Here is a 26,045-nt window from a genome sequence, read left to right on the forward strand (position 1 = left end):
AACAAACTGTAGGAGCGGGTTTACCCGCGAAGCGCCGCGCGGGCGGCGCTCTATCGCATAAGCGCTGCAAATCCCACGGCGAACACAAGCCAAAAACAAAACGGGGAGGCCTATCGGCCTCCCCGCTTCTATATAGCTACACCACCAGGCAATCACTCAGCCTTGAGAGTAACCCGACCAAACGACTTCTTACCCGCCTGGCACACATGCGTCGCACCAAGGACAAACATGAAGTCCTTGTCGACCACCGCACCATCCACCTTCACGGCACCACCGCTCAAAAGATCGCGCGCCTGCGCCGAGTTCTTTACCAGGCCCGCCCGGTTCAGCACGGCAGCGATCGGCAGGTCTTCAGCCGCATTCACCTCGATCTCTGGCAGATCCTCGGGCAGCTCGCCTTCCTTCATACGGTTACCCGCAGCACGGTGAGCATTAGCCGCCGCTTCTTCACCATGGAACCGGGCCACAATCTCTTCCGCCAGCTTGATCTTGATATCACGCGGGTTCGCACCATTGGCGACATCGGCACGGAACTGCTCGATCTCCTCCATCGAACGGAAGCTCAGCAGCTCGAAGTAGCGCCACATCAGCGTGTCCGGGATCGACACCAACTTGCCGTACATCACGCCCGGCGCTTCCTGGATACCCACATAGTTACCCAGCGACTTGGACATCTTCTTCACACCATCCAGCCCTTCGAGCAGTGGCATGGTGACGATGTTCTGTGCTTCCTGGCCGTAGGCGCGCTGCAATTCACGCCCCATCAGCAGGTTGAACTTCTGGTCGGTACCACCCAGTTCTACGTCGGCCTTGAGCGCCACCGAGTCGTAGCCCTGCACTAGCGGGTACAGGAACTCATGAATCGCGATCGGCTGATTGGTGGTGTAGCGCTTGTCGAAATCATCACGCTCGAGCATGCGCGCGACAGTGTACTGCGACGCCAGGCGAATGAAGTCCGCCGGGGTCAGCGTGTCCATCCAGGTGGAGTTGAACGCGACTTCGGTCTTGGCCGGGTCGAGGATCTTGAACACCTGCTGCTTATAAGTCTCGGCGTTATCCAGCACCTGCTCGCGCGTCAGCGGCGGGCGAGTGGCGCTCTTGCCGCTCGGGTCGCCGATCATCCCAGTGAAATCACCGATCAGGAAGATCACCTGGTGCCCCAGCTCCTGGAACTGGCGCAGCTTGTTGATCAACACCGTGTGGCCCAGGTGCAGGTCCGGCGCAGTCGGGTCGAAGCCTGCCTTGATACGCAGAGGCTGGCCGCGTTTGAGCTTCTCAACCAGTTCCGACTCGACCAACACTTCTTCCGCACCGCGCTTGATAAGCGCCAGCTGCTCTTCAACCGACTTCATAGACAGACCCGCAAGGCTCAGATTCAAGGGGAGCCAACCATACAAGATCGGCCATCAAATACAAGTTTCGCAATGGAATGTGACCCGGCAGGCGCCTTGCGGCGTCTATGCGCCCTTGCGTGAAACTGGATTTGGTTATATTTTATACAGTTATTTCATCTTCATCATGTCATTCATCTTTTCCTTTTCACATTTTCAAAGTCTTTTTACCTATGACCAACGAAACGCCTAAAGCGCCCCCGCTTTATCCGAAAAGCCATCTGTTGGCCGCTAGCGGCATCGCCGCCCTGCTCAGCCTGGCCTTGCTGGTATTTCCGTCCAGCGAAGTAGAAGCCAAGAAAACCACCCTCAGCCTGGAGCTGGAAAGCCCGGCCGATCAACTCAAGGATCAATCCGAGGCCGCCCCTGTGGAGCAGGCTGGAGGCGATCAGTCATCGCCATTCGCGCAGATCGAAGGCGCCGAACAGACCACCGAGCAGGCAGCCAGCGAACAACCGGCCCAGGCCGAACAAGCCGAAGCCAAGCAACCCGGCCACCGCGAGGTGACCGTTGCCAGCGGCGATACCCTGTCCACCTTGTTCGCCAAGGTCGGCCTGCCGGCCAACGTCGTCCACGACGTGCTGGCCAGCAACAAGCAGGCCAAGCAATTCAGCCAGCTCAAGCATGGGCAGGTGCTGCAGTTCGAGCTCGACAAGGATGGCCAACTGGCCAGCCTGCACAGCAAGGTCAGCAACCTCGAGACCATTCGCCTGAGCAAAACCGACAAGGGCTACAGCTTCGACCGCGAAATCAGCAAGCCCGTAGTGCGTAGCGCCTACGCCCACGGCGTGATCAAGAGCTCGCTGTCGGCCTCGGCACAGCGTGCCGGCCTTTCCCACAGCCTGACCATGGACATGGCCCGCGTGCTGGGCTACGACATCGACTTCGCCCAGGACATCCGCCAGGGCGACGAATTCGACGTGGTCTACGAGCAGAAGATCATGGATGGCAAGGTGGTAGGCACCGGCAACATCCTCTCCGCGCGCTTCACCAACCGCGGCAAGACCTACACCGCCGTGCGCTACACCAACAAGCAGGGCAACACCAGCTACTACACCGCCGACGGCAACAGCCTGCGCAAGGCATTCATCCGCACCCCGGTGGACTTCGCCCGCATCAGCTCGCGTTTTTCCGCCGGCCGCAAGCACCCCATCCTCAACAAGATCCGCGCCCACAAAGGTGTCGACTACGCCGCGCCGCGTGGCACGCCGATCAAGGCCGCTGGCGATGGCCGCATCGAGCTGGCTGGTCGTCGTGGTGGCTACGGCAACACCGTGATCATCGCCCACGGCAACCGCTACAAGACCCTTTATGGCCACATGCAGGGCTTCGCCAAGGGCATCAAGACCGGCAGCAGCGTGAAACAGGGGCAGATCATCGGCTACATCGGTACCACCGGCCTGTCCACCGGGCCGCACCTGCACTACGAGTTCCAGGTCAACGGCGTGCACGTCGACCCGCTGAGCCAGAAGGTGCCCATGGCCGACCCGATCGCCAAGGGCGAGCGCCAGCGCTTCCTGCAGCAGAGCCAACCACTGATCGCCCGCATGGATCAGGAAAAGGCCACCCTGCTCGCCGCGAACAAGCGCTAGCTTCGTGGCGCTCTACCTGGGGGTGATGTCCGGTACCAGCCTCGATGGCCTGGATATCGCCCTGATCGAACAAGACGAGCAGCCCCGGCTGCTCGCCACTCACTACCTGGCGATGCCGGCCGAGCTGCGTCAGCGCCTGTTGAGCCTGTGCGCCAGCGGCCCCGACGAGATCGCCCGCGCGGCCTTGGCCGAGAATCAGTGGGCCACGCTCGCGGCCGAAGGCATCCACGCGCTGCTGCAGCGCCAGGGCCTTGAGCCCGCCAGCATTCGCGCCATCGGCAGCCATGGCCAGACCATCCGCCACGAACCCGCCCAGGGCTTCACCGTGCAGATCGGCAACCCAGCCCTGCTCGCCGAGCTCACCGGCATCAGTGTGGTGGCCGACTTCCGCCGCCGCGACGTAGCCGCGGGTGGGCAAGGCGCGCCATTGGTGCCTGCCTTCCACGAGACCTTGTTCGGCCACCTGGGCCAACGCCTGGCGGTGCTCAATGTCGGCGGCTTCAGCAACCTCAGCCTGATCGCACAGGACACGCCGGTGCACGGCTTCGACTGCGGCCCTGGCAACGTGCTCATGGATGCCTGGATCGAACAACAGCGCGGCGAGCGCTATGACGCGGATGGCGCCTGGGCGGCAAGCGGAATGGTGATCAGCGAACTGCTCGCAGCGATGCTGGCCGACCCATTCTTCGCCGGCGCAGGCCCCAAGAGCACTGGGCGTGAGGTGTTCAACCTGCCCTGGCTGGAGGCCCACCTGGCCCGTCTGCCCGGTTATCGCGACGAAGACGTCCAGGCTACGCTGCTGGAGCTGACCGCACGCAGCATCATCGAGTCGCTGCGCACGGCCCAACAGGATACCGAGGCGTTACTGGTCTGCGGTGGCGGCGCGCGCAACGGCGCCTTGATGGCTCGCCTGGGCGCCTTGCTGCCTGCAGCGCAGGTCGCCAGCACCGCGGCCCATGGCGTGGACCCGGACTGGGTCGAGGGCATGGCCTTCGCCTGGCTGGCGCATTGCTGCCTGCAAGGCATTCCCGCAAACCGGCCCAGCGTCACGGCGGCCAAGGGGCTGCGCATTCTCGGCGCGATATACCCCGCCTAGGCCTGGGCACAATGCAAAACGCCGCGCAAATGCGCGGCGTTTTCGTACCTGCCGTACTCAGATCGAGAACGAAGAGCCGCAGCCGCAGGTGGTGGTGGCGTTCGGGTTCTTGATCACGAAGCGCGAGCCTTCCAGGCCTTCCTGGTAATCCACCTCGGCGCCAGCCAGGTATTGGAAGCTCATCGGGTCGACCACCAGCGATACGCCTTCGCGCTCGACGATGGTGTCGTCCTCGGCTACGTCCTCATCGAAGGTGAAGCCATACTGGAAGCCCGAGCAGCCGCCGCCCGTCACGAATACACGCAACTTCAGACGATCATTGCCTTCCTCGGTGACCAGGGTCTTCACCTTTTGTGCAGCCCCATGGGTAAATTCAAGAACCGTGGGGGTAAAGGTTTCGACGCTCATGCTGATTCTCCCGGCGTTGGTGCCGCCATAAAACTCGATGACGCGCATTATCCGCTTCCCCGAGAAAAATGGTCAAGAATTGTGCGGCTTTAGTCTGTGCAAGAAAAAGGCCCGCACGAGGCGGGCCTTTTCGACACACAGCCCGTTAAGGCAACAGGCCCGCGTGGGACAGGCCCATGCGCTCGTCCAGGCCGAACAGGATGTTGAGGTTCTGCACCGCCTGGCCCGATGCGCCCTTGACCAGGTTGTCGATGACCGACAACACCACCACCAGGTCACCACCCTGTGGGCGGTGAACCGCGATACGGCAAACGTTGGCCCCGCGCACGCTGCGGGTTTCCGGATGGCTGCCGGCCGGCATCACGTCGACGAACGGCTCATCAGCGTAGCGTTTCTCGAACAGCGCCTGCAAATCGACCGAGGTGTCTGTGACCGTTGCGTATAGGGTGGAATGGATACCCCGGATCATCGGGGTCAGGTGCGGCACGAAGGTCAGGCCGATGTCCTTGCCCGCAGCCTGGCGCAAGCCCTGGCTGATTTCCGGGAGGTGGCGGTGGCCCTTCACGGCGTAAGCCTTCATGCTTTCGCCCGCTTCACAGAACAGCGAGCCCACCGCCGCCCCCCGGCCCGCACCACTGACGCCCGACTTGCAGTCGGCGATCAGGCGCGAGGTGTCGGCCAGGCCAGCCTCCAGCAGCGGCAGGAAGCCCAGCTGGGTAGCGGTCGGGTAGCAACCCGGCACGGCAATCAGGCGTGCCTGGCGGATTTTCTCGCGGTTCACTTCCGGCAGCCCGTAGACCGCATCCTTCAGCAGCTCGGGCGCGCCGTGTGGCTGGCCGTACCACTTGGCCCACTCGGTGGCGTCCTGCAGGCGGAAGTCAGCCGACAGGTCGATGACCTTGGTGCCCGCTGCCAGCAATTCGCCGGCCAGAGCGTGAGCGACACCGTGGGGGGTAGCGAAGAACACCACGTCGCAGGCTGCCAGGGCCTTGCTGTCCGGCACGCTGAAGGCCAGGCCATCGTAGTGGCCGCGCAGGTTCGGGTACATGTCGGCAACGGCCACGCCCGCTTCGGAACGCGACGTGATGACCGCGACTTCAGCCTGCGGGTGCTGTGCCAGCAGACGCAACAGTTCGACACCGGTGTATCCCGTGCCGCCGACGATACCGACCTTGATCATAACGCTTGCCCCTTAATCAACGAACCCACTGGAAAGCGCACGATAATAGGGGGCTAGAGCGCCTGTAACAACTCTTCAGGTGTCCCTTCGGGCGCTTGGCCTCTACTATCTGACGACCGTGAATCCTGAAGGAACTCCCTCCATGCTCTACCTATGGATCAAAGCGCTGCATATCGTCAGCGTCGTCTGCTGGTTCGCTGGCCTGTTCTACCTGCCGCGGCTGTTCGTCTACCACGCCCAGAGCGAGGACAAGGTCAGCCAGGAACGCTTCATGGTCATGGAGCGCAAGCTGCTGCGCGGCATCATGAACCCAGCCATGATCGCCACCTACGTGTTCGGCGCCTGGATGCTCTACCTGACACCCGGCTGGCTCAGCCAGGGCTGGCTGCACGCCAAGCTCACCCTGGTGATCCTGCTGACCGGCTACCACCACATGTGCAGCGCCCAGCGCAAACGCTTCGCCAACGGCACCAACACCCGCGGCCATGTGTACTACCGCTGGTTCAACGAAGTGCCGGTGTTGTTCCTGCTGGCGATCGTCATCCTGGTGGTGGTCAAGCCGTTCTAGGCGGCCTGACGGCTGACGCGAAAGGCAACACTTCGCCCGGCGACGCGCTGTACACTAGCTGCCCTCACCCGTCGCAGGAGCCTTGCATGACCCGTTACGCCATGATCACCGGAGCTTCCAGCGGTCTGGGCCTGGCCCTGGCGGAAGCCCTGGCGCGGCGCGGGCGCAACCTGATCCTGGTGGCACGCCATCGGGAAACCCTGGAGCCGGTGGCGATCGAGCTCAGCCAGCGTTTTGGCGTCGAGGTGCTGCTGCGCGCTTGCGACCTCAGCCAGCCGCTGCGCCTGTCAGGCTTCGTGCTGGAACTGGAAGAAGGCGAGCGGCGTATCGACCTGCTGGTCAATTGCGCCGGGCAGCGCACCTACGGGCCGTTCCTGGCCCACGAATGGGCCGATGAACAGGACCTGCTGGAGGTCAACATCCTCGCCTTGAGTCGCCTCTGTCATGCCGTCGGCAACCTCATGGCGGTCCAGGGTGGCGGGCAGATCCTCAACGTCGCCGGCCTCGCCGCGGTGGCGCCGGGCCCCTGGATGACCGCCTATGCGGCCAGCAAGGCCTATGTGATGAGTTTTTCCCAGGCCCTGCGCGAGGAACTCAAACGCGCCGGCATCAAGGTCTCGGTACTGTGCCCCGGCCCAGTGCGCTCCGCGCGGCGACCAATCCCTCGCCTGGAACGCGACGGCCGCTGCCTGAGCCCCGAGGAAGTCGCCCTGTACGCGGTGCGCGCCCTGGATCGCAACCGCGCCGTGATCATCCCCGGGCGGCGCAACCGCTGGCTGGCGTTCGCCCCGCGTCTGTTGCCGGCCTGGCTGGTGCGCAAACTGGCCGGCATCATTCACCGCCGCTACTGCCCGGTCGGAATGGAATAGCCACTGGGCGAGCGGCGCCGGGCTGAGTACACTCGGCGCGGACCCTCACCATGGAGCAAGTGCTGTGGACGATTTATTCATCAAGATCATCAACCGGGAAATCCCGGCGAAGATCATCTACGAGGACGACCAGGTTCTGGCGTTCCACGACATCGCCCCCCAGGCGCCGGTGCATTTTCTGGTCATTCCGAAAAAGCGCATTCGCACCCTCAACGACCTGACCGAAGCAGACAAGGGCCTGGCCGGCCACATCCTGTTCACCGCCCAGCGCCTGGCCAAGGAGCTCGGCTGCGACGACGGCTTCCGTGTGGTCATGAACTGCAACCAGCAGGGTGGGCAGACCGTCTACCACATCCACATGCACGTGCTCGGCCAGCGGCAGATGCACTGGCCGCCGGGCTGATCCAGGACAGGCGACCCCGCATCGATTGCGTTAAACTGTCGGGCACATTCTTGCGGAGGTGCCCGATGGCTACCGAACGTCACTACTCGCCGCTCGACCGCTTGTTGCTGCAGGCCGATACCGCCATGCGCACCTTGCTGCCCTTCAGCGGCCAACCTTCCCGCCCATCGCCCGCCGTCATCCAGCCGGATGCCGAGCTGGACGAGGCCCAGGCTCGCCACATTGCCGGGCTCATGCGTATCAACCATACCGGCGAAGTCTGCGCACAGGCGCTGTACCAAGGCCAGGCCCTGACCGCGAAGCTGCCCGAGGTGCGCAAGGCCATGGAGCACGCCGCCGAGGAAGAAGTCGACCACCTGGCCTGGTGTGAACAGCGCATCCGCCAGCTCAACAGCCACCCGAGCGTGCTGAACCCACTGTTCTACGGCATGTCGTTCGGCATCGGCGCCCTCGCCGGGTTGGTCAGCGACAAGGTCAGCCTGGGCTTCGTCGCCGCCACCGAGCACCAGGTGTGCAAGCACCTCGACGAGCACCTTGAGCAGCTCCCGCACGAGGACGAAAAGTCCCGTGCCATCCTCGAACAGATGCGCGTCGACGAAGAGCAGCACGCCGAGTCGGCCCTCGAGGCCGGCGGCTACCGCTTCCCGGCCCCCGTGCGTTTTGGCATGAGCCTGCTGGCCAAGGTCATGACCAAGAGCACCTACCGGATCTGAACCCAGCATGACGGATCGAATCGACGCCAAGGACCTGGCGCGCGCCGTGCAAGCCGGCATTCTCCAGCCGGGCCAGGACCAGGCCCTGCTGGCATTCCTGCGCCAGCAACCGGCCACCCGTGGCAGCCTGCAACTGGCTCACAGCGCCTTCTACTTCGGCGCCCTGCTGATCATGGCCGCCATGGGCTGGCTGCTCACCGAAGCCTGGATGCGCATCGGCGACTGGGCCCTGCTGGCCATCGCCAGCCTCTACGTCATTCTGCTCACCGGCCTCGCCCTCAACCAGCAGCGGCGCGGCCAAGCCGTGGCAGGCGGCGTGCTGGCGGCGGTCGCGGTCAGCATCGTGCCCTTGGTGGTGTTCGCCATCGAGCGGCTGGTCGGCTGGTGGCCGCTGGACAATGCCCAGGCGAATTACCACGACTACTACGCCTACGTGCGAGGCAGCTGGCTGCTGATGGAGGCCGCCACCGTGGTGGCCGGGCTGATGATGCTGCGGCTGGTGCCCTACCCGTTCATCGCCATGCCGATCGCGGTTGCCTTGTGGTTCATGTCGATGGACCTGAGCGAATGGTTCTATGGATCGCCCTTCACCTGGGATCAACGCCTCACCGTGTCACTGTGGTTCGGCCTCTGCCTGCTGGTGGTGGTGCTGCTGGTGGATGGCCGCACGCGCCAGGACTATGCCGGCTGGGGGTATCTGGCTGGGCTGGCGGCATTCTGGTGCGGCTTGACCCTGATGGACAGCGACAGCGAACTGGCCAAGGCCTTCTACTGCCTGATCAACCTGGGGCTGATGGGCATCGCGGTGCTGTTGCGCCGGCCGGTGTTCATGGTGTTCGGGGCGTTGGGGGTGGCGGCGTACCTGGGGTACCTGTCGTACGAGGTGTTCGCCGATTCGTTGCTGTTCCCCGTGGTGCTGACCTTGATCGGCCTGGGGGTGATCGGCCTGGGGTTGGCGTACCAGAAGCGGCGTGAGGACTTGAGCCGTTCAGCCCGGGAGTGCCTGCCGCAGTGGCTGCTGGCGGCGCTGCCGGCGTTGCGTAACTGAGATCGCCGGGGCCGCTTCGCGCCCCATCGCGGCACAAGGCCGCTCCTACACAGACTTCTGTAGGAGCGGCCTTGTGCCGCGATGGGGCGCGAAGCGGCCCCGGGAAACACGACTCAACCCAATTCGACGATCTCGTAGCCGTGAGTGATCTCCACGCCGGCCCGCTCCAGCATGATCGACGCCGAGCAGTATTTCTCGGCCGACAGCTCGACCGCGCGCTTGACCTGTGCTTCTTTCAGGCCGCGCCCTTTCACCACGAAATTCATGTGGATCTTGGTGAACACCTTCGGGTCCTCGCTGGCGCGATCCGCCTCGAGAAAGGCCTCGCAGCTTTCCACCGCCTGGCGCGACTTCTTCAGGATGCTGACGACGTCGAAACTACTGCAACCGCCCAGGCCGAGCAGCAGCATTTCCATCGGGCGCACGCCCAGGTTACGGCCACCGGCTTCGGGCGGGCCATCCATCACTACCACGTGGCCGCTCCCCGCCTCGCCGAGGAACATCGCTTCGCCGGCCCACTGGATGCGTGCCTTCATCTCCGTACTCCTGAAATTCGTAAAAGGGTGTCAGCTTAAGGCTTGTACAGCTGTCGGAAAAGCTCAAGACGCTGCGCTTTTGTGCTTAAACGGCCACGGTGTCTGATAAGCTGGCGCCAATCGACTGGCGCTCCTGCCAGATAGCCTCTATAAAAAGCCTCCGCGTCGCATCGAACAGGATTTCGTGATGGTTGCCTCCGCCCTACCCGCCAAGATCAAGAACATCGACAAACTGCTGGTGCACTGCCAGCGTCGCCGCTATGCCGCCAAGAGCAACATCATCTGCGCCGGCGACCGAGCCGATACGCTGTCGTTCATCATCAAGGGTTCGGTGACCATCCTGATCGAGGATGACGAAGGCCACGAAATGATCATCGCCTACCTCAACAGTGGCGATTTCTTCGGTGAGCTGGGTCTTTTCGAACCGGCCGGCAGCGACCAGCAGCGCAGTGCCTGGGTCCGCGCCAAGACCGAGTGCGAAGTGGCCGAAATCAGTTACGACAAATTCCGCGAACTGGCGCGCCACGACCCGGAGATCCTCTACGCCCTCGGCAGCCAGATGGCCCAGCGCCTGCGCAACACCACGCGCAAGGTCGGCGACCTGGCATTCTTCGACGTCACCGGCCGGGTCGCCCGTTGCCTGCTCGACCTGTGCAAGCAGCCCGACGCCATGACCCACCCGGACGGCATGCAGATCAAGATCACCCGCCAGGAAATCGGTCGTATCGTTGGCTGTTCTCGCGAGATGGTGGGCCGCGTCCTCAAGGATCTCGAAGAACGCAGCCTGGTACAGGTCAAGGGCAAGACCATGGTGGTCTACGGCACCCGTTAATCCTTGGGCAGCGCCGCCAGCACCTCGGCATAGGCCTGTGACAGGCGCTCGAACCAGGGCGCCTGGGGCGCCACCTCGTGCAGGGCAATATGGCTGTCGGCGCGGCAACGCTGCTCGAGGTTGCAGCATTCATTGAAACGGTTGACCGCAGCCACCATGGATTCGCGCTCGTTGTCCAGCAACAACGCGCCATGCACCAGCACCACCGGGCGTTTGCCGCCCAGCCCTTGGCGCCAGCGCTGGGCCGTGCCGACCAGCTTGCGGCCATTGAGGTTGACGTTGTAGCGGCCGTCGCAGAAGGCACCGTCGATCTCACCCACCGAGGCCACCCCACCCCATTCGCGCAACACGTCGCACAGCGGCAGGCACAGTCGCTCGTAGGCGTTCTCGATCCGGCCGTGGTCGCCTTCGCTGCGCGGGGCCACGTAGACCAGCGCCACGTTCACCGTCGAGTGCGATTGCGGTACCGGCTCGCCGCCGGTTTCGCGCAGTAGCACGGGCCAGCCGGCGATGGCCAGCTCCGAGCAGGCGGCTTCGAAGTTGTCGAGCCGGCTCATGCGCCGGGGCATGACCAGGGCGTGGTCGGTCGGGCGCCAGAACAGCACGCCGGCGTCGCGTTCGCCACGGCATACGGCGGCGAGCAGTTCCTGCTCGGCGTGCAGGCCCTGTTCGACGGTCAGGGACAGGGGGTGATCGGTCATTGATTCACCTATCAGGTTGGGGCGACCGGCCTCTTCGCGGGTAAACCCGCTCCTACAGATTCAGCACAATTTCCGGCAATTGTCGCGAACCTGTAGGAGCGGGTTTACCCGCGAATGGGCCAGGACAGGCATACAAAAAAGCCGGCATCAGCCGGCTTCGGTTCGATCAGTCCAGGGCCTGAACGGTCTTCTTCACCTGCTCGGGGAAGAACAACCGCTGCAACTCCACCCCCGGTTGCTCGGCACGCATGAACGCTTCGCCAACCAGGAAAGAATAGACCTCGTTGATTTCCATCAGCTCCACATCGGCACGGTTGAGAATGCCGCTCTCGGTGATGGCCAAGCGGTCGCGCGGGATCCGCGGCAGCAGGTCGAGGGTGGTTTCCAGGCTGACTTCGAAGGTGTGCAGGTTGCGGTTGTTGACCCCGACCAGCGGCGTATCCAGGGTTTTCAAGGCACGCTCCAGCTCATCGCCATCATGCACCTCGACCAGCACATCGAGGCCGACGTCCTTGGCCGTGGCAGCCAGTTCGGCCATCTTCACGTCATCCAGGGCGGAGACGATCAACAACACGCAATCGGCGCCCAGGGCCCGAGCCTCGACGATCTGGTACGGGTCGACCATGAAGTCCTTGCGGATCACCGGCAGTGCCACAGCGGCGCGGGCCTGCTGCAGATACGCGTCGGCACCCTGGAAGTAGTCCACATCGGTCAGTACCGAGAGGCAGGTAGCGCCGCCCTTTTCGTAGCTGACGGCAATATCCGCCGGCACGAAGTGCTCGCGGATGATGCCCTTGCTCGGCGAAGCCTTCTTGATCTCGGCGATCACCGCAGGCTGCTTGCGCTTGGCTTGCTCGATCAGAGCATTGGCAAAGCCACGCGGCGCGTCGGCCGTCTTGGCCAGGCGCTCCAGCTCGGCCAGGCTGACCCGCGCACTGCGCTCGGCCACTTCCTGGAACTTGCGGGCGATGATCCTTTCCAGCACCGTCGGCACGCTCATGCTTCGTTCTCCACCTTGAATACCGCGGTAAACGCACCCAGCTCCTGCAGCTTCTCCCAGGCAAGACCCGTGTGCAACACGTCGTGCGCCAGTTCGACGCCCGCCTTGAGGCTCATCGCATGATCGGCGGCATACAGCGCGGCGCCGGCATTGAGCACGATCATTTCAGCGGCCTTCTGGCCGTTCTCGGTCTTGCGTCGGCCCAGTGCATCGCGGATCAGCTCCAGCGACGCCTGCGGGCCTTCGACCGCCAGGCCATGCAGGCTCTGGCTCTTGATGCCGAGGTCTTCCGGCTCGACCCAATACTCGAGGATCTCGTCGTTCTTGAGCTCCGCCACGTAAGTCGGCGCCGCCAGGCTGAACTCGTCCAGGCCATCCTTCGAATGCACCACCAGTACGTGCTTGCTGCCCAGGCGCTGCAGCACTTCAGCCAGCGGGCGGCACAGGGCCTGGTTGAACACGCCGACCACCTGGTGCTTCACACCGGCCGGGTTCGTAAGCGGGCCGAGCATGTTGAACAGGGTGCGCAGCCCCAGATCGCGTCGGGGGCCGGCAGCGTGTTTCATGGCCGAGTGGTGGCTCTGGGCGAACATGAAGCCGATGCCCAGGCTGTCGATGCAACGAGCGACCTGGACCGGCGTCAGGTTAAGGTAGATGCCGGCAGCCTCCAGCAGGTCGGCGCTGCCGCTCTTGCCGGAAACCGCGCGGTTGCCGTGCTTGGCCACGGTGCAGCCTGCGGCGGCGAGCACGAACGACGAGGCGGTGGAGACGTTGAAGATGTTGGCGCCATCACCGCCGGTGCCGACGATGTCGACCACGCCATCGAGGCTGTTCAGCTCGACCTTGTCGGCCAGCTCGCGCATCACCGATACCGCACCGACGATCTCGTCGATGCTTTCGCTCTTCATGCGCATGCCCATCAGGAAAGCGCCGATCTGCGCCTCGGTGCACTGGCCAGTCATGATCTGGCGCATGACGTCGCGCATTTCCTCGGTGGACAGGTCCAGCTGGCCGACGATGCGGCTCAACGCGGTTTTGATATCCATGTTCGATCCTTAGCGGCGGCCGCCGGTCTGCTTGAGGAAGTTGGCGAACAGCTCGTGGCCCTGCTCGGTGAGGATGGACTCAGGGTGGAATTGCACCCCTTCGATGTTCAGAGTCTTGTGGCGCAGGCCCATGATCTCGTCGACCGAGCCGTCTTCCAAGGCAGTCCAGGCGGTCAATTCCAGACAATCCGGCAAAGTCTCCCGCTTGACCACCAGCGAGTGGTAGCGGGTGACGGTCAGCGGGTTGTTGAGGCCGGCGAACACGCCCAGGTCGCGGTGGTGCACCGGGCTGGTCTTGCCATGCATCACCTGGCGGGCACGCACCACGTCCCCGCCAAAGGCCTGGCCGATGGACTGGTGGCCCAGGCACACGCCCAGGATCGGCAGCTTGCCGGCGAAATGCAGGATGGCTTCGATGGAAACGCCGGCCTCGCTCGGCGTGCACGGGCCCGGCGAGACGACGATGCGCTCGGGGTTCAGGGCTTCGATTTCGGCGATGGTCATTTCGTCATTGCGAATGACCTTGACCTCGGCACCCAGCTCGCCCAGGTACTGGACGACGTTGTAGGTGAAGGAGTCGTAATTGTCGATCATCAGTAACATCGGGCTAAACCTCTTGAATCTACTGATTGCAGATATGTCCGGGGCGGCGCAGACAATGCGTCGCTACTCATCAGATGCAGGGGCCGCTTCAGGCCCCATGAAGCAGGGCTTACCTGGAGGTCTGCTCAGCCAGGGCCACTGCCCGGAACATCGCCCGACGTTTGTTGATGGTCTCTTCCCACTCCAGCGCAGGTACCGAGTCGGCGACGATGCCGCCACCGGCCTGCACGTGCAGTTCGCCGTCCTTGATCACCGCGGTACGAATGGCGATCGCCGTGTCCATGTTGCCGTTCCAGGCGAAATAACCGACCGCACCGCCATACACGCCGCGCTTGACCGGCTCGAGTTCGTCGATGATTTCCATGGCGCGGATCTTCGGAGCCCCCGACAGGGTGCCCGCCGGCAGGATCGCCCGCAGGGCGTCCATGGCAGTGAGGCCTTCGCGCAGGTGGCCTGTGACGTTCGAGACGATGTGCATCACGTTCGAATAACGCTCGATGACCATCTTTTCAGTCAGGCGCACGCTGCCGGTGGACGAGACCCGGCCGACGTCGTTGCGGCCCAGGTCGATCAGCATCAGGTGCTCGGCGATTTCCTTCTCGTCCGACAGCAGGTCGTCTTCCAGCGCACGGTCGGCCTCTTCGTTGGCCCCGCGTGGGCGGGTGCCGGCGATCGGGCGCACGGTGACCAGGTTGTCCTCGACGCGCACCAGTACCTCGGGCGAGCTGCCGACCACATGGAAATCGCCGAAGTTGAAGAAGTACATGTAAGGCGTCGGGTTGAAGCAGCGCAGCGCCCGGTACAGGTCGATGGGCGCGGCCTTGAAGTCGATCGACATGCGTTGCGACGGCACCACCTGCATGCAGTCGCCAGCGAGGATGTATTCCTTGATCCGGCCCACCGCGTTCTCGTAGTCGTCGCGGGTGTAGCTGGAGCGGAATTCCGGCTCGGCGGCCATCGGCCCGCTGAGGTCCAGACCACGGCGCGGGGTGATCGGCTGGCGGAGTTTTTCCAGCAGGCCCTGCAGGCGCGCCTGGCCCTGCTCGAAGGCCTGCTCCTGGGCCGGGTCGACCAGGACGATGGCGTGCATCTTGCCGGCCAGGTTGTCGAACACCACCACGGCGTCGGAGACCATCAGCAGGATGTCCGGCACGCCCAACGGGTCCGGGTTGGGGCTGGCACCCAGGCGTTTTTCCACGTAGCGAACGCAGTCGTAGCCGAAGTAGCCGACCAGGCCGCCGTTGAAACGTGGCAGGCCCGGGATGTCGGCGACCTTGTAGCGGTCCTTGAAGGCCTCGACGAAGGCGAGCGGGTCTTCGACATCATGGCTTTCTACCTCGACGCCATCCTCGAGGATGCTGACGTGGTAGCCGTGCACACGCATCACGGTGCGCGACGGCAGGCCGATCATCGAGTAGCGCCCCCACTTCTCGCCGCCCTGGACGGACTCGAGCAGGTAGGAGTTGGCCTGGTCGGCCAGTTTCAGGTAGATCGACAGCGGCGTATCGAAGTCGGCCAGGGTTTCACAGGCCAGGGGAATGCGGTTGTAGCCGGCAGCGGCCAGGCGCAGGAATTCTTCGCGGGTCATGGGTAGCCTCGTGGCAAGCAGCAATAGAGTCGGGCAAGCGGACGGGCCGGCAGGCGCCGGCGGGCAAAAGTCAGGCGCGCCAGCGCCAACGGGCCAGGGCCTTGATGACTTTCATCCAAAACTTGCCAGTTACCGCCACGGTGGACTCTCTGTCTTGTGAGGCTTGAAGATCCGCCAACGTTATCCCAGTGGCCGCATCTAAGCAACCAGGCAGCAACGCCCGCAGGTCATCGACCACCAGGTTCGGCGCTTCATCGACGATCGGCCGGCCATGGTTGTAGCCATAGCTCAGGCCCACGCACTGCACCCCCGCAGCCTTGGCGGCCAGTACATCGCTGCGCGAATCGCCGACGAACAGCGATTGCCCCGGGCTGACGCCGGCCATCTGCATGACGAACAGCAGCGCGGCCGGGTCGGGTTTTTTCTGTGGCAGCGTGTCGCCACCGATGATCCAACGGAAATAGCGGCCAAGCTTCATCTGGTCGAGCAGCGGGCCGACGAAGCGCTCGGGCTTGTTGGTGATCAGGGCCATCTCCACGCCCTGCTTGCGCAGCCACGCCAGGGTGTCCTGGACACCGGGGTAGACCACGGTCAGCTCATGGCTCTCGGCGTAGGCCTCCATGAACAGCGCCAGGCCACGTTCGGCCAGGGCATCGTCGACGCTGTCGTGTTCGATGCCACCGGCCAGGGCCCGGCGTACCAGGACCTGCGCGCCGTTGCCGACCCAGTGGCGCACAGCCGCAAGACCAGCGGGCGGGCGCCCCAGTTCGAGCAGCATGCGGTCCACGGCGGCGGCCAGGTCCGGTACCGAGTCGATCAGGGTACCGTCCAGATCGAACATCACCAGCCTGGGCAGCGTCCCCGGGAACAGCTGCTCGAAGCCGCTCATGGGCGGGCCTGGGCCAGTTCGGCGCGCATCTTGGCGATGACTTCCTGGTAGTCGGGCGCATTGAAGATGGCGGACCCGGCAACGAAGGTGTCGGCGCCAGCGGCGGCGATCTCACGGATGTTGTTGACGTTGACGCCGCCGTCGATCTCCAGACGGATATCGCGGCCGCTGGCGTCGATCAGGGCGCGGGCCTCACGCAGCTTGTCGAGGGTGCCGGGGATGAACTTCTGCCCGCCGAAGCCTGGGTTGACGCTCATCAGCAGGACCATATCGACCTTGTCCATCACGTATTTCAGCGCGTCCAGGCTGGTGGCCGGGTTGAACACCAGGCCGGCCTTGCAGCCGCCGTCGCGAATCAGCTGCAGCGAACGGTCGATGTGCTGCGAGGCTTCCGGGTGGAAGGTGATGTAGGTGGCGCCGGCTTCGATGAAGTCGCCGATGATGCGGTCGACCGGGCTGACCATCAGGTGCACGTCGATCGGCGCTCTCACGCCGTACTTGCGCAGCGCGGTGCAGACCATCGGGCCGATGGTCAGGTTGGGCACGTAGTGGTTGTCCATCACATCGAAGTGCACGATGTCGGCGCCGGCGGCCAGCACCTTGTCGACGTCCTCGCCCAGACGGGCGAAATCGGCGGAGAGAATGGAGGGAGCAATAGCGTAGGGCTGCATGGCGCACCTGTTGGGCAGAATCACGGTGGCGCGCATTGTAACCCAGGCAAGCCCATCAGGGCTGATTGGCATCAACGGGTGTCGACCAGTTGTTTCAACCCGTGCCGGCCTCTTCGCGGCTAAAGCCGCTCCTACAGGATCGTCGCCGTCCCTGTAGGAGCGGGTTTACCCGCGAAGGCGCCGGCACAAACAATAAATGATCACCCCGGCTGCTGGGTCCGCAGCTTCTCGCTACGCCCACGCAGCCACTCCAGGGTCAGCAGCAACACCACCGAGAAGGCGATCAGCAAGGTCGCCGCCGCTGCAATCGTCGGGCTCAGGTTCTCGCGAATACCGCTGAACATCTGCCGCGGCAGGGTCGCCTGCTCGGGCCCGGCCAGGAACAGCGTCACCACCACCTCGTCGAACGACGTGGCGAAGGCGAACAGCGCGCCGGAAATCACCCCCGGCGCGATCAGCGGCAAGGTCACCCGGCGGAAGGTCAGCAGCGGCGAGGCCCCCAGGCTGGCAGCCGCGCGCACCAGGTTGTAGTTGAAGCCCTGCAGGGTCGCCGATACGGTGATGATGACGAACGGCACGCCCAGCACCGCATGCACCAGGATCAGCGAGATGAAGCTGTTGCCCAGGCCCAGCGGGGCGAAGAACAGGTAGCTGGCGACGCCGATGATCACCACCGGCACCACCATCGGCGAAATCACCAGCGCCATCACCAGCGACTTGCCGGGGAAGTCGCCACGGGTCAGGCCGATGGCCGCCAGGGTGCCGAACACCATGGCCAGCGCCGTGGCCGCCGGGGCGACGATGATGCTGTTCTTCAACGCCCGCATCCACTCGGCCGAGGCGAAGAAGTCGTGGTACCACTGCAGCGAAAAGCCCTGCAGCGGGTACACCAGGAAGCTGCCGCTGTTGAACGACAGCGGTACGATGACCAGCACCGGCAATACCAGGAACAGCAGGATCAGGCCGCAGAGGATACGCAGGCTGTAGAACCAGACCCGTTCCACGGGCGACATGTAGGGGCTCAGCATGACGACGCTCCTCAGCTCAGGCGCAGGCGGCTGGCGCCGACCAGCCAGCTATAGATCAGGTACAGCAGCACGGTGGCCAGCAGCAACAGGCCGCCCAGCGCGGTGGCCATGCCCCAGTTGATGCTGGTGTTGGTATAGAAGGCGACGAAGTAGCTGACCATCTGGTCGTTCGGGCTGCCCAACAATGCAGGGGTGATGTAGTAGCCGATGGCCAGGATGAACACCAGCAGGCAACCGGCACCGACGCCAGCGTAGGTCTGCGGGAAGTACACCCGCCAGAAGCTGGCGAACGGATGGCAGCCCAGCGAGATCGCCGCGCGCATGTAGCTGGGCGAAATGCCCTTCATCACGCTGTACAACGGCAGGATCATGAACGGCAGCAGAATGTGCACCATCGAGATGTACACCCCCGTGCGGTTGAACACCAGTTCCAGCGGTTGGTCGATGATGCCCATCGCCATCAGCGCGCTATTGATCAGCCCCCCCGACTGCAGCAGCACGATCCACGCCGCCACGCGGACCAGGATCGACGTCCAGAACGGCAACAGCACGAGGATCATCAACAGGTTGCTCTGTCGAGTCGGCAAGTTGGCCAGCAAGTAGGCCAGGGGGTAGGCCAGCACGAGGCAGATGGCGGTGATCACCACGCCCATCCACAGGGTGCGGGCGAAGATATCCAGGTAGATGGCCTGGTCGGGGGTGGCTTTGGCCAGTTCGCCCAGGTCGTCGATACGGTGATCGAGCGCAGCCAGCAGGTAGAACGAGGTCACGCTACTGGTATTGCGGCGGATCGCCTGCCAGTAGGCTGGGTCGCCCCAACGCTCGTCGAGGGCCTGCAAGGCATCCTTGTAGGAGCCGGGCTCGCTCTTGAACGGCAGCGCCCGCGCGGTCTTGGCCAGCAGGCTGCGGTAGCCGGCCAGCTCCATGTTCAGGCGCTTGGAGAGATCGCCCAAGGTCTGCTTCTTGCGCGACTCGGCCAGGTCCTGGCCCAGCGCCAGGTAGGCGGCCTCATCGGGCAGGCCTTTGCCATCCCATTGCGCGACCACCTCGACGGTGCGCGGCAGGCCGGCGACCACCTCGGGGTTGCCGACACTCTTGTACAAAAGCGCGGCGATCGGCACCAGGAACACCAACAGGAGAAACAGCGCCAGCGGCGCGATCAATGCCTGCGCCTTCCAGCGGTTGACCCGCTCGGCGTGCTTGAGGCGCTGCTTGAGGCTGGGACCCGCGCCTTCGTTGAGGGGCACTGCAATGGCCATGGCGAACTCCGGGAAACAGGGTGACGGGGAGCGCCGGCCGTCTGACCGGCGCTCCGACTAGACGCCTTACTTCTTCGCCGCCCAGGCGTTGAAGCGTTGCTCCAGCTGCTCGCTGTTGTCGGCCCAGAAGGCGACGTCGATCTGCACCTGGTTGGCGATGTTCTCAGGCGTGGTCGGCATGTCCTTCTTCACTTCGTCCGAGAGCAGGGCGACTGCCTTGGCGTTGGCCGGGCCGTAGGCGATGTTCTCGGAATAGGTCTTCTGCTGCTCGGGCTGCACGCTGAAGGCGATGAACTGCTTGGCCTGTTCAACATCCTTGGCGCCTTTCGGAATGGCCCAGGCGTCGAAGTCGTAGATGCCGCCGTTCCACACCACCTTGAGGTTGCTTTCTTTCTGCACCGCGGCAATGCGGCCGTTGTAGGCCGAGCTCATGACCACGTCACCCGAGGCCAGGTACTGCGGTGGCTGGGCACCGGCTTCCCACCACTGGATACTCGGCTTGAGTTCGTCGAGTTTCTTGAAGGCGCGGTCCACGCCTTCCTTGGTGGCCAGTACCTGATAAACGTCCTTGGGCGCCACCCCGTCGGCCATCAGGGCGAATTCGAGGGTGTACTTGGCGCCCTTGCGCAGGCCGCGCTTGCCCGGGAATTTCTTGGTGTCCCAGAAATCGGCCCAGCTGGTAGGCGCGGTCTTGAGCTTGTCGGCGTTGTACGCCAGCACCGTCGACCAGACGAAGAAGCCCACGCCACAGGGCTGGATCGCCCCCTTGACGTAGTCGGCCTCGTTGCCGAACAGCGCTGGGTCGAGTTCCTCGAACATGCCTTCGTCACAGCCCCGGGCCAACTCCGGCGACTCGACCTCCACCAGGTTCCAGGACACGCTGTTGGTGTCGACCATCGCCTTGACCTTGGCCATTTCACCGTTGTACTCCCCGGCGATGATCTTGCCCTTGCCGGCCTTCTCCCACGGTTCGTAGAACGCCTTGACCTGGGCCGCCTTGTTGGCACCGCCGAAGGACACCACGGTGAGGTCCGCCGCCAGGGCTTGACCGGCGATACACAGCCCCAGGGCCAGGGCGGTCATCTTCAACTGCTTGTGCATTATTGTTCTCTCCACAGTACAGGGTTGGTGAAGCGATCCATCAGTGGCCTTCGGTAAGCGGGTCGAGCGCGCGGGCGTGCTCGACCTCCCAGCCCAGCGGCACTACATCGCCCACGGCCAGAGCCGGGTCGAGCTCGGCGATCGGCTGCTTGACGAAGAAGTCGGCCTTGCCGCATACCTCCAGGCGCACCCGCACGTGGTCGCCCAGGTAGATGAACTCGGCGACCCGGCCAGAGAAGCGATTGACGCAACGCTCGCTGTGGCCGTTGAGGCGCACGCGCTCGGGGCGAATCGACAGCGTCACCGGCTCGCCCGCCTGACCGACATTCACCGCCAGCGCCTCGACGCGCTCCCCACGCGCCAGCTGGACCTGACAGCGTCCGCCGTCGCTGCCCAGGAGGATGCCGTTGATGCGGTTGTTCTCACCGATGAAGTTGGCGACGAAGGTATTGCAGGGTTGCTCGTAGAGCGTGCGCGGGTCGGCGATCTGCTGGATCTGGCCCTGGTGGAACACCGCCACCCGGTCAGACATGGTCAGGGCCTCGCCCTGGTCGTGGGTCACATAGACCACGGTCACGCCCAGGCGCTGGTGGATGTGCTTGATCTCCATCTGCATGTGTTCGCGCAGCTGCTTGTCGAGAGCGCCGAGTGGCTCGTCCATCAGCACCAGCTGTGGCTCGAAGACCAGCGCCCGGGCCAGGGCCACGCGCTGCTGCTGGCCGCCGGAGAGCTGGCCGGGATAGCGCTTGGCGAAGGCATCGAGCTGGACCATGCCGAGCACGCGCTTGACCCGCTCACTGATGTCGGTCTTGCTCAGGTTGCGCACGCTCAAGGGAAAGGCCAGGTTCTCGGCCACGGTCATGTGTGGGAACAAGGCGTAGTTCTGGAACACCATGCCGATATCCCGCTTGTGCGGCGGCACGTTGTTGATCGAGCGGCCGGCCAGCTGGATTTCACCGGCGGTAGGCGTCTCGAAGCCGGCGAGCATCATCAGGCTAGTGGTCTTGCCCGAGCCGGAAGGTCCGAGCAAGGTCAGGAATTCACCCTTGCGGATGTCCAGGTTGAGATCCTTGACGATCAGCGACTCGCCATCGTAGCTCTTCTGCACACCCCGGAAGCTGACCAGGGTCTCGCCGCTGGCCGCGTTCGAATTCGCCTCGCTCATGCCTGCACCTTTTTATTGGAAGACTGCGTGGGTTACAGCGTAGAAGAGGCCAAAGCGCCCGGAAATCGGGGTGACTGAGAGAATGTCATCATCCGGATGGAAGATTGGGTGTAGGGATCGCCCTACAAGACCGACGTATTCAGGACAGACACAAAGCCCGCTCCCACAGGGTTCACCGCCATATCGGATACCGCAGCTGTCGCAATCAGAACAATCAGACCAGCTTGTGCTCCATGGCGTACTTCACCAGCTCGGCCAGCGAGTTGACCCGCAGCTTCTGCATCAGCCGCGCCTTGTGCGTGCTGATGGTCTTGCTCGACAGCGCCAGCTGCTGGGCGATGTCGTTGACGTTGGCGCCCTGGGCCAGGCGCTCGAACACCGAGAACTCGCGCTCCGACAACAGCGTATGCAGCGGCCGCGTCTCGGTCAGGCCCACCTCGAAGACCATGCGGTCGGCCAGCGCCGGGTCGATGTAGCGCCCGCCACCGGCTACTCGGCGAATGGCGGTGAGCAGCAGCGCCGGGTCGCTATCCTTGGTGGCATAGCCGGCGGCACCGGCCTTGAGCGCGCGTGCGGCCATCTGCGCCTCGTCGTGCATCGACAGCATCAGGATCGCCGGTGCATCGGCCAGGGCGCGAATCCGCGGAATCGCCTCCAAGCCACTGACGCCCGGCATCGAGATATCCAGCAATACCACCTCGCACGGCGTGTGCCGCAGGGTTTCCAGCAGTTGCTCGCCATTGCCCGCCTCGCCGGCCACTTGCATGTCCTTGGCCAGGCCGATCAATTGCTTGATGCCTTCACGGACAATGGTGTGGTCTTCGGCCACCAGCACTCGAATCACGCTCGCTCTCCTGTTTCCAACGGAATCGTCACGCTCAGGCTGGTGCCCTCGCCCGGCTCGCTGCTCAACGCCATGCTGCCACCGAGCATCAGCACCCGCTCGCGCACCCCCACCAGGCCGAATGACGAAGGACGGGCCTGCTCACGGCAGAAGCCGACGCCATCGTCGCTGACCGTCATGCGCAGTTGCCCGCGTTCGCGCACCAGCTCGATCTCGACGCTGTGGGCCTGGGCGTGGCGCATGACGTTGGTCAGCGCCTCCTGGAGGATGCGGAACAGCCCGGTGGCCTTGGCATCGCTCAATGCTGGCAGATTATCCGGTACCTGCACCAGGCAGGGGATCTGCGTACGCCCCTCGAAGCGCCTCGCCTGCCACTCGATGGCCGAGGCGATGCCGGCGTCGAGGATCGGCGGGCGCAACGCACTGGCCACGTCGCGCGCCAGCTGGAACAACTGCGCAATCAGCCGCTTCATGCTCGCCATGCGTTCGCCCAGGCCTGGGTCCAGCTCGGCGTAGGCCAGCTCGCACATCGATACCTCGAGCTTGAGCACCGTGAGCATCTGCCCCAGTTCATCATGCACTTCGCGGGCGATGCGCGCCTTTTCTTCCTCTCGCACGCTTTCCAGGTGCGCCGACAGTTCACGCAATTGCTCCTGTGAGCGCGCCAGTTCCAGCTCCGCGCGCTTGCCCTGGGTGATGTCCCAGACAATGCCATCCCAGACCACCCGGCCATTGGCCAGGCGCCGCGTACTGGCCTTGATGTCAGCCCAGCGCTGTTCGCCCTGGCGGGTCAGGATGCGCCCCTGCCAGGACCAGTCCTGGTCGCTGGCCAGCGCCAGGTCCTGGACCCGATGGTAGTCGGCACGGTCGTCGGGGTGGACCAGGTTGCGCAAGCCCATCTGCGGATCCTGGATCTCGCTGGGCAGGTAGCCGACCAGTGCCTCGCTGCCCTCGCTGATGTAGGGGAACTCCAGGTCGCCTTCGGCGGGGTTGCGCTCCAGCCGGAACACCAGGCCAGGAACGTTGCCGGCGATGCCCTTGAGCCGCGCCTCGCTCTCGCGTAATGCGGCCAGTGCCCGTTGCCGCTCGGTGACGTCGGCGAGGTACACCACCAGGTATTCGGCATCGCGAAAACGCAGGAAGCTCAGCGACAAGGCCACCGGCATGAGTGTGCCATCGACGCGCAGGCAGTGGGTGTCGAACTCGGCCAGGGTAGCATCGCCAGCCCGCGCGCCATTCCACAGCTCCAGCCAACGGTCCATGCTCAGCTGCGGCTCGATGTCCACCAGCGGGCGCTCCAGCAGTGCGTCCTCGGCATACCCCAGCATGTGCTGGACGGCATGGTTGGCGTAGCGCACGTGGCTGTCCCAGTTGACCCAAAGAATGCCCACCGTGCTCTGGTCGCTGGCGAACTGGCTCAGGCGCAACGCCTCTTCGCGCACCTGGCGCTCGGCCAGATGCTCGCGCGCCGCCAGCAGGTCGCGCTCCAGGCGCAGCTGCTGGCGGCGCTGCCAGGCCAGCGTGGCGACAGCGCACAACAGCAACATGCCGAACAGACAAGCCAGGTTCTGCCAGAACCCCGGCGACTCGCTCAAGCGCGGGTAGCGGGGCTGCAACCAGCGCCCGTGCAATTGCTCCAGGGCCCGGGCCGGCATGGCCTGCAAGCCCTTCTCCAGCACTTCGGCCAGCAGCGGCCAGTCGCGCCGCGACCCCACTCGCAGCAACTGCGGCAAGCCGACATCGCCGACCACGGCCAACTCACCGAATTCGCTCTCGCGGGACAGGCGACTGAACTGGGCTTCGTCGAGCACCGCATAGCTGGCCTGGCCGGCGACCACCTGCTGCAACGCCTCGCGCTCGTCGGGCACGCCCTGCAGGTCGAGGTTGGCGTAGGTACCGCGCAGGTAGTCGGCCAAGGCGCCCGGCATGCGCACCGCCACCCGCTGCTGGGCAGCGAGTTTTTCCAGCTCCACGGCCGTCTGGCTGTTGCCACGCAGCCCCACCAGCAACTGCGGTACACGCATGTAGGGGTCGCTGAACGACCACAGGCGCAGGCTGGCGGGCGTCTGGGTCAGGCCTGGGGCAAAGTCGATCTCGCCGGCCAGGAGGGCATGCTCGAGGCTCGCCTGGTCGGCGAAGTTGCGCCAGGTGAGGTCCAGCCGCAGCGTTTGGGCGAGCCCGTTGACCAGCTCCACATTGGCCCCGTAGAGCTGCTGCAGGCGCCGGTCGAACTGGGCATACGGCGCCTGCAGCACCACGCCGACGCGCAGGCTGCGATGAGCATCGAGCCATTGCTGCTGCGCAGGCCCGAGCACCACGGCAGGGGCCACCTCGGGCTTTGCCCAGGCGATCAAGGGCAGCCACAAACAGCCGATAACCAACAGGCGACGCACTCGCTTCATCTACACGCTCGTCCTGACAAGGACGGCCATGCAGCATGGCCGTCGCGGGCAAATACTATTAGGCTGCCGGTATCATTCTGGCCTTGGGTTGATTCATGTCCACACTTTATCGCACGACGCTGGCAATGTGCTGCCTGGCCTCGATCCTTCCGCTCGGGGCCCAGGCCGCCGATGTCGAACCACCACCGGCGGCGACCAAGGCGCCCGCCGCCGCCGCACCGCGCGCGCCCCTGCTGGAGCGTAGTCAGGAAGATGCCCTGGCCCTGGAAGCCCGTGTGCCGAAAGCCGAACAGCAGACCTTGCAGGCCGGAGCCGAGAGCTTCCTGGCCTTGTGGAAACCGGCCAACGACGCCGACCCGCAGGGTGCGGTGATCATCGTGCCCGGTGCCGGCGAAAACGCCGACTGGCCCGACGCCGTCGGCCCGCTGCGGCGCAAGTTCCCCGACATCGGCTGGCACAGCCTGAGCGTCAGCCTGCCCGACCTGCTGGCCGACAGCCCGCAGGCCCGGGTCGAGGCCAAGCCGGCGCCGACGCCGGAACCGGGCAAGGGTGAAAGCGCCCCGGCCAAGGACACCCCTGAGGATGCCAACGCCAACGTCGCCCAGGCGACCGCCGCCGATGCCGACACCGCCGAAGGCACCGATGCCGAGGTGGCGAGCGAGCACAACGACCAGGCCGATGCCGAGCGCATCTTCGCTCGCCTGGATGCCGCCGTTGCCTATGCCCAGCAGCACAACTCGCGCAGCATCGTGTTGATCGGCCATGGCAGCGGCGCCTACTGGGCCGCGCGCTACCTGAGCGAGAAACACCCGCCCCAGGTGCAGAAACTGGTGATGGTGGCCGCGCAGACCCCGGCCCGGGTCGAACAGGACCTCGAGGCCCTGGCGCCGACCCTCAAGGTACCGGCCGCCGATCTCTACTTCGCGACTCGCAGTGCCGACCGCAAGGCGGCCGAGTTGCGCTTGCAGGCCAGCAAGCGGCAGAAGGACAGCCAGTACAAGCAGCTGTCGCTGATCGCCATGCCGGGCAACCCGGCGGCCGAGCAGGAGCAGATGTTCCGCCGGGTCAGGGGATGGATGCTGCCGCAGGAGTGACTGCGGCGCCTGCTTCGC

General features: G+C 64.6%; 26 protein-coding genes. 9 read left to right on the forward strand and 17 right to left on the reverse strand.

Annotation, left to right across the window (positions count from 1 at the left end; all coding sequences use genetic code 11):
- Positions 1 to 152 precede the first annotated feature (152 nt).
- Positions 153 to 1,352 carry a tyrosine--tRNA ligase gene (gene tyrS / locus IAE37_RS25185; RefSeq protein WP_201178100.1) on the reverse strand — a complete coding sequence of 400 codons (1,200 nt, stop codon included), beginning with the start codon at positions 1,350 to 1,352 and terminating at the stop codon, positions 153 to 155.
- 212 nt (positions 1,353 to 1,564) lie between these two features.
- Here tyrS and IAE37_RS25190 point away from each other — a divergent pair, with 212 nt between their 5' ends.
- On the forward strand, positions 1,565 to 2,983 hold the full coding sequence (locus IAE37_RS25190) for a peptidoglycan DD-metalloendopeptidase family protein (protein WP_201178102.1): 1,419 nt from the start codon (positions 1,565 to 1,567) through the stop codon (positions 2,981 to 2,983).
- A gap of 4 nt (positions 2,984 to 2,987) precedes the next feature.
- Complete coding sequence (locus tag IAE37_RS25195; protein ID WP_201178104.1) at positions 2,988 to 4,079, forward strand: anhydro-N-acetylmuramic acid kinase; 1,092 nt, start codon at positions 2,988 to 2,990, stop codon at positions 4,077 to 4,079.
- A 57-nt stretch (positions 4,080 to 4,136) separates the two neighbouring features.
- Here IAE37_RS25195 and erpA read toward each other — a convergent pair whose 3' ends face one another.
- Positions 4,137 to 4,487, reverse strand: a complete 351-nt coding sequence (gene erpA, locus IAE37_RS25200; protein WP_201178106.1) for an iron-sulfur cluster insertion protein ErpA — start codon at positions 4,485 to 4,487, stop codon at positions 4,137 to 4,139.
- Positions 4,488 to 4,632: 145 nt separating this feature from the next.
- Entirely contained in the window at positions 4,633 to 5,667 is a 1,035-nt protein-coding gene (gene argC / locus IAE37_RS25205) for an N-acetyl-gamma-glutamyl-phosphate reductase (protein ID WP_201178108.1), read from the reverse strand.
- A 142-nt stretch (positions 5,668 to 5,809) separates the two neighbouring features.
- Here argC and hemJ point away from each other — a divergent pair, with 142 nt between their 5' ends.
- The 5 genes from hemJ (at position 5,810) to IAE37_RS25230 (ending at position 9,268) form a co-directional block, all read left to right on the forward strand.
- Entirely contained in the window at positions 5,810 to 6,235 is a 426-nt protein-coding gene (gene hemJ / locus IAE37_RS25210; RefSeq protein ID WP_201178110.1) for a protoporphyrinogen oxidase HemJ, read from the forward strand.
- Between the two features lie 86 nt (positions 6,236 to 6,321).
- A complete protein-coding gene (locus tag IAE37_RS25215) occupies positions 6,322 to 7,104 on the forward strand; it encodes an SDR family NAD(P)-dependent oxidoreductase (RefSeq protein ID WP_201178112.1) in 783 nt (260 codons plus the stop codon).
- Between the two features lie 64 nt (positions 7,105 to 7,168).
- Positions 7,169 to 7,507 (forward strand): histidine triad nucleotide-binding protein, encoded by a 339-nt coding sequence (locus IAE37_RS25220; protein ID WP_201178114.1) that lies wholly within the window; start codon positions 7,169 to 7,171, stop codon positions 7,505 to 7,507.
- Between the two features lie 65 nt (positions 7,508 to 7,572).
- Positions 7,573 to 8,220, forward strand: a complete 648-nt coding sequence (gene coq7, locus IAE37_RS25225; protein ID WP_201178116.1) for a 2-polyprenyl-3-methyl-6-methoxy-1,4-benzoquinone monooxygenase — start codon at positions 7,573 to 7,575, stop codon at positions 8,218 to 8,220.
- 7 nt (positions 8,221 to 8,227) lie between these two features.
- On the forward strand, positions 8,228 to 9,268 hold the full coding sequence (locus IAE37_RS25230) for a DUF2157 domain-containing protein (protein WP_201178118.1): 1,041 nt from the start codon (positions 8,228 to 8,230) through the stop codon (positions 9,266 to 9,268).
- A gap of 113 nt (positions 9,269 to 9,381) precedes the next feature.
- On the opposite strand, the gene IAE37_RS25235 is transcribed toward IAE37_RS25230, so the two are convergent.
- Positions 9,382 to 9,804 carry an OsmC family protein gene (locus IAE37_RS25235; protein WP_201178120.1) on the reverse strand — a complete coding sequence of 141 codons (423 nt, stop codon included), beginning with the start codon at positions 9,802 to 9,804 and terminating at the stop codon, positions 9,382 to 9,384.
- Between the two features lie 187 nt (positions 9,805 to 9,991).
- Here IAE37_RS25235 and crp point away from each other — a divergent pair, with 187 nt between their 5' ends.
- Entirely contained in the window at positions 9,992 to 10,636 is a 645-nt protein-coding gene (gene crp / locus IAE37_RS25240) for a cAMP-activated global transcriptional regulator CRP (protein ID WP_201178128.1), read from the forward strand.
- Here crp and IAE37_RS25245 read toward each other — a convergent pair.
- The 13 genes from IAE37_RS25245 to IAE37_RS25305 all read right to left on the reverse strand — a co-directional run bounded on the left by IAE37_RS25245 (position 10,633) and on the right by IAE37_RS25305 (position 24,933).
- A complete protein-coding gene (locus IAE37_RS25245) occupies positions 10,633 to 11,337 on the reverse strand; it encodes a lipoate--protein ligase family protein (protein WP_201178130.1) in 705 nt (234 codons plus the stop codon). The genes crp and IAE37_RS25245 overlap by 4 nt on opposite strands.
- 166 nt (positions 11,338 to 11,503) lie before the next feature.
- Positions 11,504 to 12,337, reverse strand: a complete 834-nt coding sequence (gene trpC, locus IAE37_RS25250) for an indole-3-glycerol phosphate synthase TrpC (protein ID WP_201178133.1) — start codon at positions 12,335 to 12,337, stop codon at positions 11,504 to 11,506.
- Complete coding sequence (gene trpD / locus IAE37_RS25255) at positions 12,334 to 13,383, reverse strand: anthranilate phosphoribosyltransferase (RefSeq protein ID WP_201178134.1); 1,050 nt, start codon at positions 13,381 to 13,383, stop codon at positions 12,334 to 12,336. The genes trpC and trpD overlap by 4 nt, the downstream gene beginning before the upstream one ends.
- Positions 13,384 to 13,392: 9 nt before the next feature.
- Positions 13,393 to 13,986: an aminodeoxychorismate/anthranilate synthase component II gene (locus IAE37_RS25260; protein ID WP_201178136.1), complete on the reverse strand. Its 594-nt coding sequence runs from the start codon at positions 13,984 to 13,986 to the stop codon at positions 13,393 to 13,395.
- Positions 13,987 to 14,095: 109 nt separating this feature from the next.
- A complete protein-coding gene (trpE, locus tag IAE37_RS25265) occupies positions 14,096 to 15,574 on the reverse strand; it encodes an anthranilate synthase component I (protein ID WP_201178138.1) in 1,479 nt (492 codons plus the stop codon).
- Positions 15,575 to 15,644: 70 nt separating this feature from the next.
- Positions 15,645 to 16,463, reverse strand: a complete 819-nt coding sequence (locus tag IAE37_RS25270; protein ID WP_201178140.1) for a phosphoglycolate phosphatase — start codon at positions 16,461 to 16,463, stop codon at positions 15,645 to 15,647.
- Complete coding sequence (gene rpe, locus IAE37_RS25275) at positions 16,460 to 17,134, reverse strand: ribulose-phosphate 3-epimerase (RefSeq protein WP_201178142.1); 675 nt, start codon at positions 17,132 to 17,134, stop codon at positions 16,460 to 16,462. The genes IAE37_RS25270 and rpe overlap by 4 nt, the downstream gene beginning before the upstream one ends.
- A gap of 200 nt (positions 17,135 to 17,334) precedes the next feature.
- Positions 17,335 to 18,162: an ABC transporter permease gene (locus tag IAE37_RS25280; protein ID WP_201178144.1), complete on the reverse strand. Its 828-nt coding sequence runs from the start codon at positions 18,160 to 18,162 to the stop codon at positions 17,335 to 17,337.
- Between the two features lie 11 nt (positions 18,163 to 18,173).
- Complete coding sequence (locus IAE37_RS25285; RefSeq protein WP_201178146.1) at positions 18,174 to 19,421, reverse strand: ABC transporter permease; 1,248 nt, start codon at positions 19,419 to 19,421, stop codon at positions 18,174 to 18,176.
- A gap of 66 nt (positions 19,422 to 19,487) precedes the next feature.
- Positions 19,488 to 20,522, reverse strand: coding sequence for an ABC transporter substrate-binding protein (locus IAE37_RS25290; RefSeq protein WP_201178148.1), 1,035 nt, complete (start codon positions 20,520 to 20,522; stop codon positions 19,488 to 19,490).
- A gap of 40 nt (positions 20,523 to 20,562) precedes the next feature.
- Entirely contained in the window at positions 20,563 to 21,687 is a 1,125-nt protein-coding gene (locus tag IAE37_RS25295; protein WP_201178150.1) for an ABC transporter ATP-binding protein, read from the reverse strand.
- A 214-nt stretch (positions 21,688 to 21,901) separates the two neighbouring features.
- Entirely contained in the window at positions 21,902 to 22,531 is a 630-nt protein-coding gene (locus IAE37_RS25300) for a response regulator (protein WP_201178152.1), read from the reverse strand.
- Positions 22,528 to 24,933 carry a PAS domain-containing sensor histidine kinase gene (locus IAE37_RS25305; RefSeq protein WP_201178154.1) on the reverse strand — a complete coding sequence of 802 codons (2,406 nt, stop codon included), beginning with the start codon at positions 24,931 to 24,933 and terminating at the stop codon, positions 22,528 to 22,530. Before IAE37_RS25305 ends, IAE37_RS25300 begins: the two co-directional genes overlap by 4 nt.
- A 95-nt stretch (positions 24,934 to 25,028) precedes the next feature.
- On the opposite strand from IAE37_RS25305, the gene IAE37_RS25310 reads away from it, so the two are divergent.
- Positions 25,029 to 26,027 (forward strand): alpha/beta hydrolase family protein, encoded by a 999-nt coding sequence (locus IAE37_RS25310; RefSeq protein ID WP_201178156.1) that lies wholly within the window; start codon positions 25,029 to 25,031, stop codon positions 26,025 to 26,027.
- Positions 26,028 to 26,045 lie beyond the last annotated feature (18 nt).

The organism is Pseudomonas sp. S31 (assembly GCF_016648105.1).
In the GTDB taxonomy this organism is placed as follows: Bacteria; Pseudomonadota; Gammaproteobacteria; order Pseudomonadales; family Pseudomonadaceae; genus Aquipseudomonas.

What these genes read in the sequence shown, in the direction of transcription:
- tyrS (WP_201178100.1), bottom strand. Translation starts at nt 1,352, where the DNA reads ATGAAGTCGGTTGAAGAGCAGCTGGCGCTTATCAAGCGCGGTGCGGAA.
- IAE37_RS25190 (WP_201178102.1), top strand. Translation starts at nt 1,565, where the DNA reads ATGACCAACGAAACGCCTAAAGCGCCCCCGCTTTATCCGAAAAGCCAT.
- erpA (WP_201178106.1), bottom strand. Translation starts at nt 4,487, where the DNA reads ATGAGCGTCGAAACCTTTACCCCCACGGTTCTTGAATTTACCCATGGG.
- argC (WP_201178108.1), bottom strand. Translation starts at nt 5,667, where the DNA reads ATGATCAAGGTCGGTATCGTCGGCGGCACGGGATACACCGGTGTCGAA.
- hemJ (WP_201178110.1), top strand. Translation starts at nt 5,810, where the DNA reads ATGCTCTACCTATGGATCAAAGCGCTGCATATCGTCAGCGTCGTCTGC.
- IAE37_RS25215 (WP_201178112.1), top strand. Translation starts at nt 6,322, where the DNA reads ATGACCCGTTACGCCATGATCACCGGAGCTTCCAGCGGTCTGGGCCTG.
- coq7 (WP_201178116.1), top strand. Translation starts at nt 7,573, where the DNA reads ATGGCTACCGAACGTCACTACTCGCCGCTCGACCGCTTGTTGCTGCAG.
- IAE37_RS25230 (WP_201178118.1), top strand. Translation starts at nt 8,228, where the DNA reads ATGACGGATCGAATCGACGCCAAGGACCTGGCGCGCGCCGTGCAAGCC.
- IAE37_RS25235 (WP_201178120.1), bottom strand. Translation starts at nt 9,804, where the DNA reads ATGAAGGCACGCATCCAGTGGGCCGGCGAAGCGATGTTCCTCGGCGAG.
- crp (WP_201178128.1), top strand. Translation starts at nt 9,992, where the DNA reads ATGGTTGCCTCCGCCCTACCCGCCAAGATCAAGAACATCGACAAACTG.
- IAE37_RS25245 (WP_201178130.1), bottom strand. Translation starts at nt 11,337, where the DNA reads ATGACCGATCACCCCCTGTCCCTGACCGTCGAACAGGGCCTGCACGCC.
- trpC (WP_201178133.1), bottom strand. Translation starts at nt 12,337, where the DNA reads ATGAGCGTGCCGACGGTGCTGGAAAGGATCATCGCCCGCAAGTTCCAG.
- trpD (WP_201178134.1), bottom strand. Translation starts at nt 13,383, where the DNA reads ATGGATATCAAAACCGCGTTGAGCCGCATCGTCGGCCAGCTGGACCTG.
- IAE37_RS25260 (WP_201178136.1), bottom strand. Translation starts at nt 13,986, where the DNA reads ATGTTACTGATGATCGACAATTACGACTCCTTCACCTACAACGTCGTC.
- trpE (WP_201178138.1), bottom strand. Translation starts at nt 15,574, where the DNA reads ATGACCCGCGAAGAATTCCTGCGCCTGGCCGCTGCCGGCTACAACCGC.
- IAE37_RS25270 (WP_201178140.1), bottom strand. Translation starts at nt 16,463, where the DNA reads ATGAGCGGCTTCGAGCAGCTGTTCCCGGGGACGCTGCCCAGGCTGGTG.
- rpe (WP_201178142.1), bottom strand. Translation starts at nt 17,134, where the DNA reads ATGCAGCCCTACGCTATTGCTCCCTCCATTCTCTCCGCCGATTTCGCC.
- IAE37_RS25280 (WP_201178144.1), bottom strand. Translation starts at nt 18,162, where the DNA reads ATGCTGAGCCCCTACATGTCGCCCGTGGAACGGGTCTGGTTCTACAGC.
- IAE37_RS25285 (WP_201178146.1), bottom strand. Translation starts at nt 19,421, where the DNA reads ATGGCCATTGCAGTGCCCCTCAACGAAGGCGCGGGTCCCAGCCTCAAG.
- IAE37_RS25290 (WP_201178148.1), bottom strand. Translation starts at nt 20,522, where the DNA reads ATGCACAAGCAGTTGAAGATGACCGCCCTGGCCCTGGGGCTGTGTATC.
- IAE37_RS25295 (WP_201178150.1), bottom strand. Translation starts at nt 21,687, where the DNA reads ATGAGCGAGGCGAATTCGAACGCGGCCAGCGGCGAGACCCTGGTCAGC.
- IAE37_RS25305 (WP_201178154.1), bottom strand. Translation starts at nt 24,933, where the DNA reads ATGAAGCGAGTGCGTCGCCTGTTGGTTATCGGCTGTTTGTGGCTGCCC.
- IAE37_RS25310 (WP_201178156.1), top strand. Translation starts at nt 25,029, where the DNA reads ATGTCCACACTTTATCGCACGACGCTGGCAATGTGCTGCCTGGCCTCG.